The sequence below is a fragment of the Novipirellula rosea genome (genome assembly GCF_039541335.1).
GTDB lineage: Bacteria > Planctomycetota > Planctomycetia > Pirellulales > Pirellulaceae > Novipirellula > Novipirellula rosea.
The window spans coordinates 140,295-160,249 of the sequence record NZ_BAABGA010000029.1 but is presented as its reverse complement, the minus strand read 5'-3'; the positions used below and the strand labels follow the sequence as shown (position 1 = coordinate 160,249).

Sequence of the window (19,955 nt, the reverse complement as noted above, 5' to 3'; positions counted from 1 at the left end):
GGCAAGATCGCTGCGACTTCGTTCGCAGTTACTCGCTGCTGAATGGACCGTAAACGCCTGCGCACGCAGGCACCACTGAACAAACCCAAGGTATTGCGCCCCGACGCTGCCTTGGGTTTTTTCGTGCTTGGATAACTCTGCGGGCGGGTGAACGCAGATCCGCTATAATCAATTGGAATGTCTCGTCGCTGGACATCCGACTGAAATCCCCCGAGCACAGCGGCACCCTCAAACTCGCTCGATCATTCACCGGGCCAATCTGCAGACAGGCCAATTTCCAGGCGGGGCTAACGGCGATGACATCCGACCCATCGAGAAAGGGCTCCTCCAGATCAGGCCCGTCGCTTACAAAACGTGCGGGCAACCCAACGTCGACCAACGCGGCAGTGCTGCTGGCCGTCGTGATCGCATGCCTGGTGGGCGTCGCCACGTTCAACGTGACGAAGACGCCAACGATTGAACCGGTCACCCCAAACGAATTTGATGTCATCGTTCCCAAGGTTCTCGAACCTTCTCGGGATGTGGTCCGTGCCGCGTTCTTTGATCGCGAGGTCGAGCCGGAGATCGCAAAGACCGACCGACTGAACCGCGAAGCGGCCGATCGCTGCATCCAGCGAATCGGACTGCTGATCCGCCGCTACCATCGTGGCGTGACCCCGTTTGTCAACGATTTGACCAGCATCTCGACTCGCTTGGGAATCGTCAAACGAATGCCTGGCGATTGGTGGCAGGAAGACAACCGTATTCAAAGCTATGTCGCGGAGAAGTTCGAAAAGCATTTGTTCTCGGAAAAAGTCCTGACGGATGACATTGCCGCGATCCTCGATGACTTTCGCAAAGAGATCGATGCCAATCAGAAACGCATGCTCGTTAATGTGCACGCGTCGCTCGAAGTGGCAGACCTTCCCGAAGTCCAACTCGATCAATATGAAACGTTTTACGAATCGATCTCACATCAGTTGCAATCTTTCTCCGCCGAGCAGGGTGCGACGAGCGTTTACAACGCGATCGTCGTGATTTTGATTAGCGAAGCTGGCAGTTACGCGGCCACCACCATCGTCGCTGGGCTGCTGGCACGTTTTTCCGCAACCGCCGCCGTCGGTGCTGCTGCGGGTGCGGGAACCGCTGCGGGTGCTGCGGCAACAGGTGCCGGTGGCGGAAGCTTTGTCGGTCCGGTGGGAACCGTCGTCGGGCTGGGTGTTGGATTGGCCGTCGGGCTGATCATCGATTGGTGGATGACTGAAAAATTCGAGGGCAAAGTCAGTGAGCAGCTGCACGACTATCTCGACATGCTCGAAGCCACCTTGTTGGACGGTGCTCCGCATAAATCCAATATTGATTCTTTAACGACGCAGCCCAGCGAGACCGCTGCAACACGCGGGCTCGGTTCGATCGACAACGCCAGCGGATTAAAAGCAACACTACCGCTGGTGTGTGACCAGTTACTCAATGCCTATCGCGACCAATTCTTTACCAAAATCGTTTCCCCGGGTGTAACTCATGACGAAGCTCTTTAATGCCTCGCGTCCCAATGTTTGCGGCTACACGTTGGCGGCATTGTTCATCATGTTCATGATGGGAACCGGTCGGGACGCCACAGCACAGCGATTGATGGGAAGTTCGATCCCCACCTCGGTGGTCAAAGCCGTTGTCAAATACTTTGGCAAAGAAGGGGCCGAACAAGCGACCGAATTTCTAGCCAAGAGTGCCAGTAAGGAAGTGATAGAACGTGTCGCAACGATGGCGGCACGCGAAGGGGGCGAAGAAGCGGTCGAGCAGGTCGCGAAACTGACCGGCAAGCACGGCCCCGAAGTGCTGATGGCTCTGGACAATAGCGCCACGGTGTTGCCTGTGATCAAGGCACTCGATGAGATCCCGGCATCGCAAGTCCGCGCGGCGCTCGGCAAACTCGCGGCGGGCGAATCAGGAAAAGCACTCAGCACCGCGGTCACTCGCTATGGCGCCAAGGCGCTCGAAACCGAACTAAAACATCCCGGCGCCGGCTTGGTGCTATTAAAACATTTTGGCGACGACGGAGCCGAACTGGCCAGCAAAATGACGAACGATCAAGCGATCGTGATCGCACGTCATGCCGACGAAATTGCGGCGTTGCCCGCCGCACAACGAACCGGCGTGCTATCGCTGATCCGTAACGATACTGAAAAAGTCGTCGCGTTTGCGGGACGTTTCATCGAAGCGAACCCAGGCAAATCGCTGTTCACAGTCGCCACCACGACGATCATCTTGGCTGAACCCGAACGCATTCTCGGTGGCGACGAAGTCGTCTTTGATGCCGATGGGAACCCGATCGTGGTTTCCAAGGCGGGCATCGTCGGCCGATCGATCGAATCAACCGGCAAAGCAGCCGAACACATTTCCAACAACTTTGTGCAACCGCTGTTCTACGCCGCACTCGCCTTCGCAGGAACGTTCGCCGCGTTGTGGATCGTGCTAAAGCTATGGCACACTCACAAGCGAGAAAAGCAGCTAACCGAACAAGCGATGCTGAAAAATCTGCCGTCCGAAGATCAGGCTTCCTAATCGAACCAAACAATTACGTCTGGGCTCGACCGCACGCTGGGTTGTCCACGTGATCCTGAGTCCACTGGAACGATGCCGGTCACGCGAACAGTTCCGAGATGACGGTGCCTTCGACGTCGGTCAAGCGAAAATCGCGACCGCCGTACCGGTAGGTCAACCGCTCGTGATCAATCCCCAGCAGATGCAACAACGTGGCATGGAAATCGTGAATGTGAACCTTTTGCTCTGCCGCGTAAAAGCCAAACTCGTCTGATTGGCCGTAGCTGAACCCTCGCTTCACTCCGCCGCCCGCCATCCAGTAGGTGAACGCATGTGGATTGTGATCGCGACCGTTATTGCCTTGCGCGGTCGGTGTTCGCCCAAACTCAGCGCCCCAAATCACCAGCGTATCTTCGAGCAATCCACGTCGTTTCAGATCAGCAAGCAGCGCAGCGATCGGCTGGTCCACCTCGCCCGCCAATTCAGTGTGCTTCTCTTTTAATTTGCTGTGTTGATCCCAGTAATTATGTGTGACCTGGACAAACCGCACCCCTGATTCAGACAACCGGCGAGCCAACAAACATTGACGTCCAAAATTGTCGGTCGGGCCGCCATCGATCCCGTACTCGGCAAACGTCGTCGCGGTTTCTTGGGAAAGATCCATCAGCGTGGGCGTTTCCATCTGCATCCGAAACGCAAGCTCGAACGATTCCAGCCTCGCCGCCAACTGCGCATCCAATCCCGCAGAACCCGCTTTCGCAGCGTCCAGCTTGTGCAGCAAATCGAGCTGCAACTGTTGCAGCTTTGGCGAGGTCGCAGTGGCGCTGGCGAGATTTTCGATCCTTGCATTCTTCATCGGGGCACGCGTCGATCCGATCCGAGTGGCTTGATGGATCGGCGGCAAAAAGGCCGAACCGAAGTTCCGCACTCCACCATGTCCCAAGGTCGGATTGATCGTAATAAAGCTTGGCAAGTTCTCGTTTTCCGAGCCTAATCCGTAACTGATCCACGACCCCATACTGGGTCGAACAAAGGTGTCCGAACCGGTATGCACCTTTAACATCGCCCCGCCATGAGCTTCGTTGGATCCGTGCATCGATTTGACGAACGTCAAATCATCGACGTGCTTTGCAACGTGGGGAAACAGATCACTGACCCAGGCGCCGGATTGTCCGTACTGGCGAAACTTCCAAGGACTTTTGAGCAAGTTGCCTGTCTTAGCAAACTGGATCCGCGGTTTATCAAACGGCAGCGGCTTGCCATCGTGCTTGGCGAGCTGCGGCTTGTAATCAAACGTATCGACATGTGACGGGCCGCCATGCATGAACAAGAAGATGACTCGCTTTGCTCGCGGCGGAAAATGCGGCAACGCCGCATCCGAATCCGCCAGCGACGTGGCAGCGGCGACCGACTTGCTCGACATCATCTCGGCCATGGCAATGCCGCCTAAACCGATCGATCCCTTGATCCAGTCGCGGCGGTGAGCCCGAGCCCCATTTTGACAACACGAGTCATTGGGTTTGGATTCAATCGACATAGCTAAATAAACTCCCCGCAATTAGCGTACGGCACAGTCCCGACCAAGCATGTCGAGGACTCGCCCCATCGGGAAGTCGCCGTGCGGCATCGGTAATAAATTCCTGGCAAAGAGCGATATCGGCCTCGGTGGGCGGACGGCCATACAGCTTCATCCACAAATGGGTGATTTGGTCCTCATCGTCTGCGTGGTCCAACATCGATGCACTCAGCCGTTCGGCTTGTTGATGGACAAGTTTGCTGTTGAGCAGGAACAGGGCCTGATTGGGCACCGTGGTAACGGGACGCTGTTCGATATGGTTGGCGGTTTCGACATAATCAAAGGTTGAAAACAGATCCAACAGCGCCGCCCGATTGATCAGCAAATAAACCGATCGTCGCGGGGCATCGGCATCAACCGGGCTACCCCCAAACGTGCGATCCAAAGAGTCGCCAGCGATGTGAATCGCATCACGCAGAGGCTCGATCTCCAGTCGCCGGCGATTCTGGTGCGAGAGGTACTCGTTTTCGGGGTCATCTTCGGAATAGTCCGCAAGGTCGCTTCGCATTTGGTAGGTACTGCTGAGCATAATCAAGCGATGCATGCGTTTCAGCGACCAGCCATCATCAATCAATCGTCGCGTTAACCAATCCAACAAATCTTGATGCAGCGGAGCTTGACTTTGCAAACCAAAATTCGAAGGGGACCGCATCAACGGCTGCCCAAAATGCCACATCCACAATCGATTAGCCATCACACGTCCGGTCAGCGGATGATCGTCCGAGGTCAGCCAGCGAGCCAAGTTCAAACGTCCGCTTTTATCGTCGGCAATCGTGTCAAACCCGACGACGCTTTGCAGCCGCTTCGGCACTCCACGGGGCACCGGCGTATCACCTTTGCTGAGATGGTTGCCACGGATGTGCACCGCCAACGTGGCTGGACTCCCTTCTTCGACCGCCATCGCGATGTCATACGCGGGCATCGCTTTTTCAGTATCGGCCAAAACTTTCCTAGCTGCGGCGAGTTGTTTCTTTGTCGCTTCGGGATATTGGTCTTCGGGTTTGGCGGGCAACTTCTCCGTTTTCAATTGTGCCAGTAGGGCTGCGTTGGCGTCGGCCATGATTTTCTCGACCGCCGCCCGGCTGCGATCAATCTTCTTCTGGTGTTCGCTCCGCTGTTTGTCGATCTCTGTCGACGGCAGATCGCGTTCCATCCATTTCGAAACAAAGTCTTCATGCAGCATCGACCGGGTGCTCGCGAAGATGCCCGCCAACGCGTAATAATCTTCGGCCGAAATCGGATCAAATTTATGGTCATGACATCGAGCGCAGGCGATGGTCATCCCCAACATCGTGCGTGTGACCGTATCAATTTGTTCGTCGACAATGTCGATCCGCATCTTCTCTTTGTCTTGTTCGGCCAGCATTTTGGGACCGATCACCAGCATTCCTGTTGCAGTGATCCGCTGACGATGGAGCTGTTCGTCGTCCGTGGGCAACAAGTCGCCAGCAAGTTGATGAATGATAAATTCGTCGAGTGGCTGATCATCATTGAGGCGATCAAAAACCCAATCGCGATAACGCCAAGCATGAGGCATCTTGTGATTTTCATCGGCGCCGTTGGTGTCTGCATAGCGAACAAGATCCAACCAGTGTCGTCCCCAACGCTGGCCGTAATGAGGCGACGCGAGCAAGCGGTCCACCACCCGATCGAAACTTCGTGGCGAGTCGTCGGCAAGGAACGCGTCGATTTCACTCTGGCTCGGTGGCAAGCCGATCAGATCAAACGTCGCACGACGCAGCAGCGTATATTTGTCGGCCTTGGCGGCTGGACGCCAACCTTTCTCGCTGAGTTTCGCCAACACAAAGGCGTCGATCGGGTTACGAACCCAATCTCGATCGTGTGGATCGATTTCCCGCTGCGGAACCTCGGGTGCAACCACGCTCTGAAACGCCCAATGATCACGAGCTGCAACGGGATCGATTCCGTGACGCGGGGCAGCGGCGGCCTGTGTGCGAGGATCAACCGCTCCTCTTTCAATCCAAGTGACGAAATCGTCAATGACCGATTGCGGCAACTTCTGCTTCGGCGGCATTTCAAAGTCGTCGTACTGGATCGCCGAAATCAACAAACTTTCCGAAACGTTGCCCGGCACCACCGCGGGACCGCTATCACCCCCGGTGTGTACCGCCTCACGACTGTCCAGCAACAAACCACCTTGAACAATCGCTGCGTCGCTTGAGTGACACGAATAGCAGTGCTCATCGAGTACGGGACGAATCCGACTTTCAAAAAAGTCGATCTCCGATTGCGGCAACGAGCCAGAAGGCTCTGTCGCGGCTACAGATCGCGATTGGATGACCCACCAAATGACCGCGAGGGCAATCAGCAAGGCCGCTGTGCGTCCGACAGGCAGCGGTTTCGATTCACCCATAAAAAATGGCATGGGAATTAGCAGTTTTGAGGCGGGGGGGGAAGTTCAGGCAGGACACGTATTGTAAACGCTCTGGCGGCGTGGCGCAACATTATTTGGCGGCAACTTACTACCGGCTCAACTGCATCATCCTGCAAACGTCCACCCTACAGTTTCCAGCAGGCAACCAGCAAAATTCCTCCCTGCTTGCCCAACCTACTTCATTTATCAGAAGAACTGCATATGGCAGTATGAGCCGAGTCACCATTGAGCTCTCCAAAAAATTTTTTATCTCTTAACGGGGAATCTGTCACATTCACGGTGGAAAAACACTCGACAAAGTAAAACAAAACGCCGCTAAGATCCTCCGGGTGGTTAAAAAACACCCCGTTAAGTTTTGTTCACTTGAAACGTGCATTTCCCCCCACTCTACTGGTGTATGTGATTTGACAGTTCTCATTTACGAAAGGAGCAGAAAGATGGCCGATTTTGATAAACAATGTCCGCGATGCCAAAGCACGATGTTTCGCGTCCCCCGCCATTGGCTGGAACGCGTTTTCTGTTCTGCTGCCTATCGCTGCAATCGATGTCGAAAGCGACGACGTCTCGCAATCATGATTCGTACACTTCTTTAGCTCCATACGCGGCATTGGCAGCGAGCGGTACAATGGATGGGAATGAACGACTTGGCACTTCGCTTCGAGTCATCCCTTCCAAGCTTGAGACTTTTCCTTGACCGATTCGAATCAAGATGGCGTGCCAAATCCGATCGATGACCAGGGCCGTCAAGATGACAAACTGGCACAGCACACTCCGCTAGCCGTTCACCGCGAGCCTAACTTTCCGGTCCGGATTGCAGTGGTCGCCATCACAGCGGGCGTCGTTGTTTTTCTGCTGCAGCGATTCGTTTCCGAACGAGACCATCAGAACGCCAACTTGTTCTCGTTTGGCGTCGTTGCAATTGCGCTGCTGACAATTTTATTCCAACTGTTTCGTCTCGCGCGAAACCATGGCTACCCACTGCTGATTCCGATCGTGGCGTTCACGGCGGCGGTGGTGTTTGCCAGCCTGTTTCGCTTCGAAGGCTTTAGCGGCGAGATGGTCCCCGATTTCAAACCACGATTTTGGAGTGTCAATCAACCCGAACGCATTCCGATCGCAGCGGGATCCACCGACTCGCTTGCGCCGCTCGAACCGTCGGAAGAGACGATTGCTGCCGAAGATTCAACGGGGTTCCTAGGAAACTCGCGAAACGGCTTCATCGCAAAGAGACAATTCAAAGTGCCCGCCGATGCAGCGGAGGCCGAAGTATTGTGGAAACAAGGTATCGGCGAAGGATGGGCGGGATTCGCTGTTAGTAGCGACCGAGCCGTCACCCTGGAACAACGCGACACCACCGAATCATTGACCTGTTACCGGATTGGTGATGGTGCGTTGCTGTGGGCAGTCAGCCACCAAGCGAGACACGAGCATCCGCTCGGTGGAATCGGCCCACGATCAACCCCTACGATCATGGGCGAGCGAGTGTACGCGCTCGGAGCCACCGGCAAACTCTGGTGCATCAACATTAACACTGGCGAAGAGATCTGGAGCGCCGACTTACTGAAGCTTGCCGGATGGAACCAAACGCAGTCCGAAACCGCGATCCCCTGGGGACGCTCCGCTTCGCCATTGCTGGTCGACGACATGTGCATTGTTCCGCTGGGTGGACCAAGCGATCCTGCGATCCCATCGTCCAACTTGGCCAAAGCCGGCCGAGGTCTGATCGCGTTTGACGCGGCAAACGGCGAAATCCGCTGGTCCGCCGGTGAAGATCAAATCAGTTACGCTTCGCCGATGCTGCTGACATTGGCGGGACAACGCCAAGTGGTCATTGTCAACGAGAGCACGGTTAGCGGACATCACATCGACGACGGAGTGGTCTTGTGGTCGTTCGAGTGGCCAGGTCAAACCAACGCATCCGCCAACTGCTCGTCCGTTGTCTTGGCCGACGACGACCGATTCTTAGTCGGCAAAGGCTACGGTGGTGGTAGCGCTCTTGTCGAAGTCACAGCCGATGCGGATGGAGACCTCTTCGCAAAGTCGGTTTGGCAATCTGGTCGCGTCTTAAAAACCAAATTCGCCAACACCGTGGTCATCGGCGCCACCGCCTATGCACTCAGCAATGGGTCGCTCGAAGCGGTAGCAATCGCCGACGGTGAACAGCAATGGCAACAACCTCGACGCGAACGTTCGGGGCAGGGCCAAATCCTGGTGGTAGAGGATACGATGGTGGTCCAAGATGAAGCAGGCGACGTGCTGTTTGTCCAATTAGACGATGAACAATATCAACTCGAACTTCGCTTGCCCGCCCTCACCTCGAAGACATGGAACGTGCCGACCATCGCAGGCCGGCATCTGATCGTGCGAAACGATCGCGAAGTCATCTGTTTTCTGCTGCCCGAGCGAGAGTAGAGGGAGGGCACCCACTGAATTATTCAGGTGGGCTGGCCAGCATTTTCATAGGAAAGATGCCGGAGGAATGGCCATCGGAAAACGCGATGCTGTAGGCGTAGGAGCCAACCGGCCGCATCGATTCGATCCGCAGCGGACGGGCCTCTTCGGCACTGAGCACCGGCAGGCTCAATGATTTCGGCGACGCCTGCTTTTTCTCGGATTCCTTTTCCTGTTCACCACGTTTCTTTTCGCGGCAAGTTGCACAGGGGCATGCGGCACGCAGTTGAGCCACGGTCCAGCGAGTGCGTGTACCGTCATTCCATTGAATTTCGATCGCCGTTTCGCCTTCGCGGGTGATCGAGACGGGCGTGAGGTCGGATTCGCTTGACGCAGATTTGTTTTCAGAGGTATTCATCGTGCTCACGGTTTAACCTTGGCTCGCCCTTTGGTCAACGAGACGACGTGATTTGGCTTCGAATCGAGGCAGCGATCCATCGGCGACCACAGCCACGTCGACCCGCAATGCAAGGCGATCACGCAGCAATTGCGAAACGAATGCTGCCTGCTCCGCCGTCCCTTCCAGCTCGATCCGAATTTGGTCCATTTCATCGAGTTGCTCGACGATGATCCGATATTCGCTCGACTCGCTCGTCTCGCGGACAATCGACTCAATACTGCTTGGAAAAATGTTCACTCCACGAACAACGATCATGTCATCTGCTCGGCCAATCACGCCTCCGTCGAGCCACAAAAATGTCGATGGCTGATCGTGATTGCGAAACGCTCGCACGATATCACCGGTACGATAGCGAATCGCGGGCCCTCCGTAACGTCCCAGATTGGTCAGCACCAATTCACCGATCTGCCCCTCGGCGACTTCGCTGCCGCCAGGATCGTCGCCGCTGAAATCGAGCACTTCTGCGATAAATTCCGATTCGATGACATGCAGCCCGCGTCCATCGAGACTACCGAATCCCCAAGCTCCAAGCTCACTCGCCCCGGCATGGTCGATTAATTTGGCGCCCCACGCCTGTTCGATTCGATTCCGGACCGCAGGCAACGACCCGCCGGGTTCCCCCGCCACAATGATCCGCGAGACGCTGTTTTTCGTCAGATCCAACCCCTGCGATTTTGCGGTCGAGACCAAATGCAACGCGTAAGTCGGCGTACAGCACAGCACGGTACAGCCGTGATCTTGAATCATTTTCAAGCGTGATTCGCTGGACATTCCGCCGAGCGGTACACAGGTTGCCCCGCGGTCGATCATGGCGTCGTTGGCGGTCCAAAATCCGATGAAGGGACCAAATGAAAACGCCATCATGGCGATGTCGTTCTCGGTCACCTGGGCCACGTCCAACACGTAGTGCCAACAACGAATCCACCATCTCCAATCGTCTTGAGTATCCAGCACCGGAAGCGGCCACCCCCGAGTCCCGCTGGTTTGATGCATGCGGGTGTAATGCGACATTGGCAAATCGAACATGCCCGCGGGCTTGGGCTGCGACGCGGGAATCAAGTCAGCCTTCGTCAACAGCGGAACCTGCCGAAGCTGCTCAAGCGACGTCAGTGGCAATCTCAGCCCCGCGAGCCGATCCGCATAAAACGGACGCTTCTGAGCCACCCTCAACAATGCGTTCAGCCGATCGAGCTGGCGTTCGCGAAGTCGAGCGAGGGATCCGTTTGCTGGAAAATGCTCAAAGTTGCTGTCACGCATCCAAAATACCGTCTCATTTGTGAGTAAATCGTCGTCTGCAATTATGAAGTGTCCGTTAACGCACTCGACCCGTCCGCCCCATTCGGAAATGCGAAATATTTCAATCCGTGATTTCCCAGCGGTATTCTCGCAGCCACTAACCGGCAACTATGGTGCTCCGGCAGACATCTCTAGGCAAAACGCTAAGCCTGTGTCTCCCCCCGCCCCCCGCTTGTTCATGAAGACGCGATGAAGGCTTTGTGAGTAACTCAGATTGCCATTTTCAAGCAGCATCTGACCACATTTAATGCTCCGCAACGTTGACGCCACGACGTCCATTCGAACGTGGATTTGTCGGCCGCGGCAGTGGTCATCACTGACATCCGAACACCGCCGAGCAAAAGCGAGGTTCGAATTTTACATCAATCTTATCACTGCCATCACCTTGCATTCATCTTCTGGAATTTGAATACGCAGGAATGCTTGAACTTCATCGTCTTCCCCATAAAAAATCTCTCGAGAAAAGTCATGTTGTCTAACCGATCGAACACCTCCGCCCCGACAAAGCGAGCGTCTGCGGCGTTCACGCTGGTCGAAATGTTGGTGGTGATTTCGATTATCGGAGTGCTTGCGACGCTGATGTTGCCCGCAATCAATCGAGCTCGAGCGGCTGCACGAGGGACACAGTGCCAAAGCAATCTGAAGCAATTCGGTGTCGGATTAACCTCACGAACCGTCACCGCTCCGGATTCAACCTTTTGCACGGGCGACTTCAATTATGAACGCGATGGTGTTCCCACCGAGTTTGGATGGGTCGCCGATCTGGTGGATCGTGGCGTGTTGGTCAGTGAGATGCGGTGCCCGGGCAATCCCGCGATGGCATCAACTGCGATCCAGCAATTGTTGACGATGGACATTAGCGAAATCAATTTGTCGAAATATGCAGGCTGCACGCCTTGCGTCGACTGTCTCTCGAGTCGTCGACTCGGCAGCGAGCCCTTCGAAGACGCGATGGGCGACCGAGTGATGAACATCGCTCGCGAGATTGACGAAAAATCAGTCAACGACCTCGCTGGCCGTGCAAATCTGGTTGATCGACGCTTGGTCCAAAAAGGATACAACACCAATTACGCAGGCACTTGGTTCCTGTTTCGCACCGAGTTCACGTTCGACGACAACGGCAACCCCAGCATAAACGAAAAGGGATGCAGTAACGCGATTGCCTCGGCCAGCAGCGAATTCACGCAACTAATCAACGATACCCGCGGTCGCTACAAGACACGCGGCCCGCTATCGACCAATCGAGTCGATGCGGGCAAGGCTCCTGCCAGCACGATTCCGCTACTTTGTGATGCCGCAGCGATCGGATTCCTGGAACTCGGTGTGGGGGAAACGATTCCCGATAGCGCACTCTACGCCACATCGATGGTCGGACAACCGGTCGCCATCAACAATGGCTCGGACTGGAGTTTGCTCGAAGTCCCCAAGCTTCCTTCGGGCACACCCCGCGAAGGCGTTTCAGGTTGGCTGCGTGTTTGGAACCACAAAACGCGACAAGACTACCGCGGCATGGCTCCGCTGCACCTAGGTGTCGCCTATGTGTTGATGGCCGACGGATCGATTCGTGCGATTGGGGACAAGAACGGCGACGGCTACATCAACAACGGCTTTACTCAACATCCCGATTACTGGACCAGCAGCGATGTCGAAGCTCCTGAGATCATGCTGTCCAGCTACTACTCGCTGAATTCCAAAGGAAGCGAGAACTAATCCGTTTTACTTACCGAGACTCAGTTTTTAACAACGAAGGAGGAGGGGGCTAGCTAAACGTAATACCGACGCACTCGGTGGCTTGGATGGAGATGATTCCATCAAGCGAACGCAGTGCATGTTTTGATCAAGTAACTAAAGAGCAGAGCGAGTGGCGCTAATCGTCAACGTCTTGGTTCGTGACAACCCAAACAGCAGCCTCCCTTTCACAGGAAGCTGACGACAACGCCACAACACTCCACCTACTCATCCCCATTCTGGGCTGCTTCTGCGAAGTGGGTCCAGAGTAAACAAGGAACTTTACGAATGAAAATGTCGAAAAAAGGCTTTACTCTCATCGAAATGCTGGTCGTCATTTCGATCATCGCGATCCTGGCGGCACTCGCGCTTCCCGCACTCGCCAAAGCACGTGAAGCGGCTCGCCGCAGCACCTGCTCGAACAACCTTCGCCAATTTGGTATCGGTCTGCTGACCTACGCCGAACGCGACCAGGTCGGCCGCTTGTGCACCGGTGCGAGCGATTACAACCGCGACGGATGCATGGACACCTACGGCTGGGTCGCTGACCTTGTCAATTCCGGTGCCGCACTTCCATCGGACATGCTTTGCCCAAGCAACGGCGGCAAAGGCTCAGAAAAACTCAATGACTTGCTCGGCAGCAACTCCACCAACGGCAAAGGAACCACCGCAGCACGTCTGAACAAAGGTGCTTGCCGCCAAATCTTTGGTGCCACTCCTGCCCTGGCTGCTGGGTCACCCGAACGTGCTTCACACATTGGAACCCAGTTCCTCGAAAAAGGCTACAACACGAACTACTCGGCCGGATACCACCTTGTCCGCAACGCGCCGCTGACATCGGGTACCGGAAGCAACATCGTATTGAGCACTCGCTCGGCCAACCAAACCGACTTCAAACAACGCGAAGGCACTTACGGTCCGATCCAATTGTCGATCATCGACGGCAGCCGTATTCCATCGTCGAGTATCGCTCTGCTTGGCGACGCCGGCCCTGGCGACATCGACGAAGCCGTTTTGGTTGTTTCGATCACCGACAGCAACGGCGAAGAACTGCTGCCCCAAGGCATGCTGTTGACCGAAGCGTTCAACGACGGCCCTGCCTACGTCAACTCTTCGGATTCGATTTCGTTGGCCAAGCAATCTGCTGCTGGCGACTCTTCGCTTCCTATCGCTTCCCAAATGCAATGCGAAAAAGGCAACGCAACGATCGCAGCTTGCTTTGATTTTGACAGCACCACAACCGGTGCAACGAACAAAGGTCCTACCGGAAAAGGTGGCAACAACCTTTACCTTCAAGACACCCGTGACTGGTTGGCCCTGCACGGCGGCATCGCCAACATCCTGATGGCTGACGGTTCGGTCAAACAGTTTTACGACGGCCGCAACGGCGACGGTTACTTGAATCCTGGATTCCAATTCGCCAATGGAGTTGCTACCGATTCTCAAATCAGTGGCTACGCCGACAGCGAAGTGGAATTGATGCCAAACGAAATGTTCAACGGTTTGTTCATCGATGCAGCGACCTTGAAGGGCACCTTCGAAAGCAACTAATTCGGTTGCTTCTGAAAAACACATCCGACCCAACCTTGTTTGGCCGGAATCAACACGACGGGGATGAGTGATGGTGCATCGCCAGACCTCATCCCCGTTCTTCCATTCACCCCGTTCATTCATTCACCCTGATTGCTCCTGAAAACGGATCCTCACCATGTTTTCCCTCCGCTCGACGGGTCTTCGCATTGCGATTGGCGGCTTGGCACTTGTGACCGTCTTTGGTCTCGCCATCGCGCTCGGTTCGGTAACCAAGTACAAACCGTACGGCGTCCCGGATCACCGCCGCGCTGAATACGACGCGATCCTGGCGAAGCTTGCGGCCGAGGCCAAGGAGATTGCCGAAGCGAAAAAGAGCAAGAACCCTGTCGCCAAGGTCGAGCAAACGGAATTTGATTTTGGATTGCTCGATCCCGGAACCCAGGGGGCAACTCACGACTTCGTCATTTACAACGACGGACAAGACGAACTCTTACTGACCTCCGCAGGCAGCAGCTGCAAATGCACCGTTGCCAAGATCGAAGACCGCATTGTTCCCCCCGGTGAATCCCGCCCGGTCACCTTGGTCTGGAATGTCGGCGAGGATGTCAGCGACCAATACGAGCAGGTCGCGATCATCGAAACCAATGATCCTCGAAAACCGAGCATCGAATTCACCGTGCGAGGAAAAGTGCGATCGGCATGGGCGGTGAACTCCGACGCGCTCATCCATCTGAAAGGCAGCGCCGACAAACCCATCGAAGCCTCGTGCGTGCTGTACAGCCAGGTGTTTGATGACTTTGTCATTCTGGAAACCGAAACATCCAGCGGAGCGATCGAGGTTGCGACTGAACCGCTCTTGCCGCTTGACCTGCATTCGCTGCAGGGACGTTGTGGCTACAAGCTGAATGTGAAATACCGTTCGCCCACCCACCGCACGGGGGCCTTCCAAGAGAACATCCGCGTTTGTGTGCTCGATACGCAAACGACACAAACCGAGTGGATCGATCTGCCGGTCAGTGGAACGATCGGCAAACCATTGGTCTTTCACGGTCCGGAACTCGATTCACAAGGATTGGACCTGGGCACGGTGGAGGTGGGCGATCCCAAAGAATGGTCCTTTTTTGTGCGTTTTCGCACTGAAACCAGCGTGACCGAAGCGATGGTGACCGATATTGCTCCGCTGGGTCTGACGGCAGTCCTCGAGCCGGTCACGCGAATCAAGAACACCTTTCGCGTGACGATCAAGTTGGCCGAGGATGCCAAACCGCACCGATTCTATTTTGACCGCCAAGGCTATATCGAAATCGCGAACAAGGCAAATCCCGAGCAGAGTGACTGGATGCCCCTTGCTGGCCAAATCATCACGCCTGCCGCAAAGGGGTTGGTGGGCCGCTAATTTCGGTCGTAGCCCGTATCGAAAGTCGCCCAGACTTTCGGCCTCCTGCGCGTCCGGTAGCGAAGACTCCCATCCCCACTCTTCCTTGCCGGGGCGGAATCTTGCTTGCCGGGGCGGAATCTTGGTCGGGATTGCCCGCCAGAACCTCATTTCTCTGGTGATCGCCCTGATTTTCACCGCGAAACCCGCAAATTCGGCTTCGCAAGAGGCATCCGAGCGGCGAAGATGCCTACCGCACGGGATGGACATGCGGGTATCTTAGTGGCATGTTCGCAGAAATTAGCCAGATCCGCTTATCGCCACCCGTCGTGCTGTGGCTCGTGTTTTCGTTAATCGCGGCAATGCTATTATTTTCGGGGCTCCATCGTCGCCGCTCTCGGCTGACCGACGCCCTCCGATCCTTCGTGCAGCGCAGCCAAGACGCTGGCAGCAAAACCGAAAAAGAGAAATCAAAAAAGAAGACATGAGCAAAGTTTTTATCCACACCGTTGGCTGTCAAATGAACGTGCTTGACAGCGAGATGGTTATCGCCGACCTGAAGCGACACGGTTATACCGTCGTGGATTCGCCCTTGGATGCCGACTGCGTGCTGTACAACACGTGCAGTGTTCGCGAGCATGCCGAGGACAAAATTTACAGTGCTTTGGGCAAAATCCGTGCTGCCAAAGAAGCCGACCCCAGCAAAATGATTGGGGTGATGGGTTGCATGGCGCAGAAGGACCAGGAAACGATCTTCAAGCGTGCTCCGTATGTCGATATGGTCGTCGGTCCCGGACAATTGCACACGATTCCTGAGTTATTGCAGCGAATTGGTCGCGGCGAAGGACGTCAACTCGCCGTTTCCCTCTCGCGGACCGATGGATCGCAAGCGACGATCGCGCGGAGCCATGAAACATTTGACCCGCTCCGCGATCCGACGATGCGGCCGACGCCGTTCCAGGCTTACTTGCGAATCCAAATCGGCTGCGACAAGTTTTGCACCTACTGTGTCGTCCCCAACACACGGGGGCCCGAACAAGGACGACCGCCGGCACAGATCTTATCCGAGGCTCGCACGTTGGCCGAGCAAGGATGTCGCGAAATCACGCTGCTCGGGCAAACGGTCAACAGTTACCGCTATCGCGATGGGGATCACACCACTGACATGTCTTCGCTGCTCGAAGAGCTGCACGAGGTCGACGGGATCGATCGCATCAAATTTGTGACGAACTATCCCAAAGACATGACCGAGCGGTTGTTGACGACGGTGCGTGATTTACCGAAATGCTCGCCTTACCTTCACGTCCCCGCACAAAGCGGTTCCGACGCGGTGCTGAAGCGAATGAAGCGTGGCTACACGATCGCCGACTACATGGAAATGTTCGAGCGAATCGAACGGATTTTGCCCGAAGCCGCCGTCAGCAGCGATTTCATCGTCGGTTTTTGTGGCGAAACCGAAGAGGACTTTCAAAAATCGGTCGCTTTGATTGAGCGTTGCCGATTCAAGAACAGCTTTATCTTTCAGTACAGTGTGCGACCGGGAACGCAGGCATCCAAACGACTCGAGGACGACATCCCGCACGACGTCAAAGTACGCCGCAACAACGAGTTGCTTGCGGTCCAAGATGCGATCGCCAAAGAAGACAATTTGAAATTGGTGGGCAGCGTCGTCGAGGTGCTGGTGGAAGGCCCTAGCAAGAAGGCGGCGAAAGCGGATCCCGATGCGAATGTCGTGCAAATGGTCGGCCGCACACCGTGTGACCGAATCGTTGTTTTTGACGGCAACCGTCGTCAAGCAGGCCAATTCATGAAGATCGCGATCGACGACGCACTTGTTCACACGTTGATTGGTCGAGTACAAACGGTGGATGTCGTTTCGATCGACCTCGCCCGAACCTAAGTACCCGTACCTAGTATCTGAAACTCACCTTGAAGGGATTGCCCTGAATACGTTGTCTTCCTCGACCGAATCCATCCATATCGAAAAACTTGATAACGGGATGGCGGTCCTTGTTCAATCCATGCCATGGCTGCGAACCGCAGCGTTTTCGTTATCGTTGCGAGGCGGCGTCAATGCCGAAGCGGATGACGACGCGGGACTCGCGTCGATGGTTTGCGAGATGGTCCAGCGTGGCGCGGGAAATTACAGCAGCCGTGACCTGGTCGCGATCCAAGACAATCTTGGGATGGATCGTTCGTCTGGCGTTTCGACCTCGGCCGTCTCGTACGGTGGATCGATGCCCGCGGATTCGCTGCAGGCCGCACTGGAGCTGTATGCCCACATCGTACGTCGCCCGCACTTGCCCGCCGATCAACTTGACGATGCCAAATTGATGGCGATGCAAGAACTGCGAGCAATCGAAGACGAACCGACCCAACGAGTAATGATCCGGTTGCGTGAAATGCAATACGGAAAACGACTCGGTCGCAACAGCCATGGTACGCAGACCAGTTTGGCAAAGATCACGCCCGATCACATTCGCGAATTCTACACATCCCACTATCACGCAGGCGGTGCGATCTTGGCGGTCGCAGGCAATTTGGATATTGAGGAAGTCGTGGGCTGGGCCAAACAGAATTTTGGCGACTGGAAGTCGGGCGAGATCGCGGCGGCGGCAACGTTTGAAGGCACCGCCGGTCAAGAGCACATCGATTCTCCGTCGAGTCAAACGCACATCGGTTTTTCCTTTAACGGGATCCCCTTTGGGCACACCGACTACTTTAAACTGCGTGCGGCGATCGGGATTCTCAGTGACGGAATGAGCAGCCGCTTGTTCGATCGCGTGCGAGAACAACGAGGACTCTGCTACACGATCACCGCAGGCTGCCATTCACTCGAGCAATTAGGGGCAGTGTTCGGCTATGCCGGCACCACACCGGAACGGGCCCAGCAAACCTTGGATGTGACGCTCGGCGAATTCAAAAAATTCACCGAGGACCTCCGCATCGATGAACTCGAGCGATGGAAAGTACGCATCCAAAGCAACTTGATTATGGAGCAAGAATCGAGCGCATCGCGTGCCTCGTCGATCGCGTCGGATTACTTTCAACTCGGCCGCGTGCTAACCACAGCGGAATTGGAACAGATCATCGAGTCGTTGACGCTTGACGAGGTCAAGTCTTATTGGTTGGACCATCTTCCGGGCGACTTTCGCATCGTCACGCTCGGTCCCAAAAAGCTGTCTGCACCGCAATAATTGCCGGATGCCGCTGTCCGTTCCCTCCACCCGCAATCTTAAAGTTCGATTTGAATATGGCGCAGTTCCGACACCACACGCTTGCCAACGGCCTCCGCATCGCAGCGGAGATTGATAACCGCTGTTATTCTGCGGCAATGGGCTACTTTGTTCGCGCGGGTTCTCGCAACGAAACCGACATCGAATCGGGGTTAAGCCATTTCCTGGAACACATGATGTTCAAGGGAACAGCGAAGCGATCGGCTGCTGATGTCAATCGCGAACTCGACGAGCTTGGTGGCCAAAGCAACGCCTACACGACCGAAGAACAAACGGTTTACTACGCCACCGTGCTGCCGAAATTTCAAGATCGGATCATCGAACTGCTGACCGATATGCTCAGCCCGTCACTGGATGCTGGGGAATTTGAAACCGAACGACAAGTAATCTTGGAAGAGATCGCCAAGTACGAAGACCAACCTCCGTTTGGTGCCTTTGAACGTGCGATGGAGCGTCACTTTAGCCCGCGAGGCCTCGGACGCCGTGTGCTCGGGACGAGCGAGTCGATTGAAACGATGCGTATCGAAACGATGCGTGACTATTTCAATCGCCGTTATCGTGGCGAAAACATTGTGTTGGCCGCAACCGGCAACGTCGACTTCGATGCGTTAGTCGCAGCGGTCGAAGAACAAACTCGCGATTGGGCCGACCGGCCCTGTACCCCCGAACCGCAGGCGGACGATCCGCAAACGCTGCCGGACGGGATTTCCATGGATGCGGAACTTGATATCGAAGATGCTGCGCAAGCTTATTTCGTACAGATGAGTCCCGGACCAAGCATGGCCAGCGAGGATCGCTACGCGGCACGCATCCTGGCTTCGATCGTGGGTGACGAAGGAGGCAGCCGGCTGTTCTGGGACTTGATCGATACCGGACGCGCCGAGGCCGCGACGGTGTGGCCGCAAGAATTCACCGATTGTGGCGCGTGGTTCGCCTACTTGGTTTGCGAACCAAGCGAGATGCAGGCCAATCGCAAATGGATGGCCGATGTGCTTCGCCGCACCGCCGACGAAGGGGTCACCAGTGACGAACTCGAGCAAGCCGTGAACAAGGCCACCGCCGCCTGTATCATGCAAAGCGAACGGCCCAGCAACCGGCTGTCCAGCGTCGGCAGCCGATGGCTAATCCGCAACGAGTACGCCAGCACCGACGATTTGCTCGAGCGATTCCGCAAAGTGGACCAGCAAGCGGTCGCCGATGCGGCTAAAAAATATCTCTGCCAAGAAACAACCGATGTGTTGGCAACGGCCAGCGAGGCGGCGGTCTAGGTCACGCTGCAGTGATTTCACAACCCGACGCGTCAGCGAGGGGAAACGGATCTTGATGCGATCCCTCGCCGACGCTTCGGGTTAGGATTGACTGAAAAAAACGACAAAAAAAACGCAGTTCCGATCGGAACTGCGTTTTTGAGAATGACGATTGTCGAAAATGATGGAAAAGTGAAT

At 55.6% G+C, this 19,955-nt stretch carries 13 protein-coding genes; 9 read left to right on the top strand and 4 right to left on the bottom strand.

Translation table 11 applies throughout. The features are described from left to right. The first annotated feature begins 296 nt into the window (after positions 1–296). Positions 297–1,517: a hypothetical protein gene (locus ABD971_RS10535; RefSeq protein ID WP_345321824.1), complete on the top strand. Its 1,221-nt coding sequence runs from the start codon at positions 297–299 to the stop codon at positions 1,515–1,517. Continuing rightward, positions 1,501–2,541 (top strand): hypothetical protein, encoded by a 1,041-nt coding sequence (locus ABD971_RS10530; RefSeq protein WP_345321822.1) that lies wholly within the window; start codon positions 1,501–1,503, stop codon positions 2,539–2,541. The genes ABD971_RS10535 and ABD971_RS10530 overlap by 17 nt, the downstream gene beginning before the upstream one ends. 79 nt (positions 2,542–2,620) lie before the next feature. Here ABD971_RS10530 and ABD971_RS10525 read toward each other — a convergent pair whose 3' ends face one another. After that, entirely contained in the window at positions 2,621–4,057 is a 1,437-nt protein-coding gene (locus ABD971_RS10525) for a DUF1501 domain-containing protein (RefSeq protein ID WP_345321821.1), read from the bottom strand. Beyond that, entirely contained in the window at positions 4,047–6,482 is a 2,436-nt protein-coding gene (locus ABD971_RS10520) for a PSD1 and planctomycete cytochrome C domain-containing protein (protein WP_345321819.1), read from the bottom strand. The genes ABD971_RS10525 and ABD971_RS10520 overlap by 11 nt, the downstream gene beginning before the upstream one ends. Positions 6,483–7,181: 699 nt before the next feature. On the opposite strand from ABD971_RS10520, the gene ABD971_RS10515 reads away from it, so the two are divergent. Continuing rightward, positions 7,182–8,903, top strand: coding sequence for an outer membrane protein assembly factor BamB family protein (locus tag ABD971_RS10515; protein WP_345321817.1), 1,722 nt, complete (start codon positions 7,182–7,184; stop codon positions 8,901–8,903). Positions 8,904–8,922: 19 nt separating this feature from the next. On the opposite strand, the gene ABD971_RS10510 is transcribed toward ABD971_RS10515, so the two are convergent. Next, positions 8,923–9,300, bottom strand: coding sequence for a DUF971 domain-containing protein (locus tag ABD971_RS10510; protein WP_345321815.1), 378 nt, complete (start codon positions 9,298–9,300; stop codon positions 8,923–8,925). 12 nt (positions 9,301–9,312) lie between these two features. Continuing rightward, positions 9,313–10,599, bottom strand: a complete 1,287-nt coding sequence (locus ABD971_RS10505; protein WP_345321813.1) for a phenylacetate--CoA ligase family protein — start codon at positions 10,597–10,599, stop codon at positions 9,313–9,315. A 507-nt stretch (positions 10,600–11,106) separates the two neighbouring features. On the opposite strand from ABD971_RS10505, the gene ABD971_RS10500 reads away from it, so the two are divergent. The 6 genes from ABD971_RS10500 to ABD971_RS10475 all read left to right on the top strand — a co-directional run bounded on the left by ABD971_RS10500 (position 11,107) and on the right by ABD971_RS10475 (position 19,778). Continuing rightward, positions 11,107–12,348, top strand: a complete 1,242-nt coding sequence (locus tag ABD971_RS10500; protein ID WP_345321812.1) for a DUF1559 family PulG-like putative transporter — start codon at positions 11,107–11,109, stop codon at positions 12,346–12,348. A 306-nt stretch (positions 12,349–12,654) separates the two neighbouring features. Continuing rightward, positions 12,655–13,917 carry a DUF1559 family PulG-like putative transporter gene (locus ABD971_RS10495; RefSeq protein ID WP_345321811.1) on the top strand — a complete coding sequence of 421 codons (1,263 nt, stop codon included), beginning with the start codon at positions 12,655–12,657 and terminating at the stop codon, positions 13,915–13,917. A 157-nt stretch (positions 13,918–14,074) separates the two neighbouring features. Next, positions 14,075–15,295, top strand: coding sequence for a DUF1573 domain-containing protein (locus tag ABD971_RS10490; protein WP_345321809.1), 1,221 nt, complete (start codon positions 14,075–14,077; stop codon positions 15,293–15,295). A gap of 463 nt (positions 15,296–15,758) precedes the next feature. Beyond that, entirely contained in the window at positions 15,759–17,174 is a 1,416-nt protein-coding gene (gene miaB, locus ABD971_RS10485) for a tRNA (N6-isopentenyl adenosine(37)-C2)-methylthiotransferase MiaB (protein ID WP_339941140.1), read from the top strand. Beyond that, positions 17,143–18,471: a M16 family metallopeptidase gene (locus tag ABD971_RS10480; protein WP_345321807.1), complete on the top strand. Its 1,329-nt coding sequence runs from the start codon at positions 17,143–17,145 to the stop codon at positions 18,469–18,471. The genes miaB and ABD971_RS10480 overlap by 32 nt, the downstream gene beginning before the upstream one ends. A 56-nt stretch (positions 18,472–18,527) precedes the next feature. Beyond that, positions 18,528–19,778 carry a M16 family metallopeptidase gene (locus ABD971_RS10475; RefSeq protein WP_345321805.1) on the top strand — a complete coding sequence of 417 codons (1,251 nt, stop codon included), beginning with the start codon at positions 18,528–18,530 and terminating at the stop codon, positions 19,776–19,778. Positions 19,779–19,955 lie beyond the last annotated feature (177 nt).

Bases quoted from the DNA above. Each gene is read 5' to 3' on its own strand.
- ABD971_RS10510 (WP_345321815.1), bottom strand. From the start codon at position 9,300: ATGAATACCTCTGAAAACAAATCTGCGTCAAGCGAATCCGACCTCACG.
- miaB (WP_339941140.1), top strand. From the start codon at position 15,759: ATGAGCAAAGTTTTTATCCACACCGTTGGCTGTCAAATGAACGTGCTT.
- ABD971_RS10520 (WP_345321819.1), bottom strand. From the start codon at position 6,482: ATGCCATTTTTTATGGGTGAATCGAAACCGCTGCCTGTCGGACGCACA.
- ABD971_RS10535 (WP_345321824.1), top strand. From the start codon at position 297: ATGACATCCGACCCATCGAGAAAGGGCTCCTCCAGATCAGGCCCGTCG.
- ABD971_RS10530 (WP_345321822.1), top strand. From the start codon at position 1,501: ATGACGAAGCTCTTTAATGCCTCGCGTCCCAATGTTTGCGGCTACACG.
- ABD971_RS10475 (WP_345321805.1), top strand. From the start codon at position 18,528: ATGGCGCAGTTCCGACACCACACGCTTGCCAACGGCCTCCGCATCGCA.
- ABD971_RS10505 (WP_345321813.1), bottom strand. From the start codon at position 10,599: ATGCGTGACAGCAACTTTGAGCATTTTCCAGCAAACGGATCCCTCGCT.
- ABD971_RS10500 (WP_345321812.1), top strand. From the start codon at position 11,107: ATGTTGTCTAACCGATCGAACACCTCCGCCCCGACAAAGCGAGCGTCT.
- ABD971_RS10525 (WP_345321821.1), bottom strand. From the start codon at position 4,057: ATGTCGATTGAATCCAAACCCAATGACTCGTGTTGTCAAAATGGGGCT.
- ABD971_RS10480 (WP_345321807.1), top strand. From the start codon at position 17,143: ATGTCGTTTCGATCGACCTCGCCCGAACCTAAGTACCCGTACCTAGTA.
- ABD971_RS10490 (WP_345321809.1), top strand. From the start codon at position 14,075: ATGTTTTCCCTCCGCTCGACGGGTCTTCGCATTGCGATTGGCGGCTTG.
- ABD971_RS10495 (WP_345321811.1), top strand. From the start codon at position 12,655: ATGAAAATGTCGAAAAAAGGCTTTACTCTCATCGAAATGCTGGTCGTC.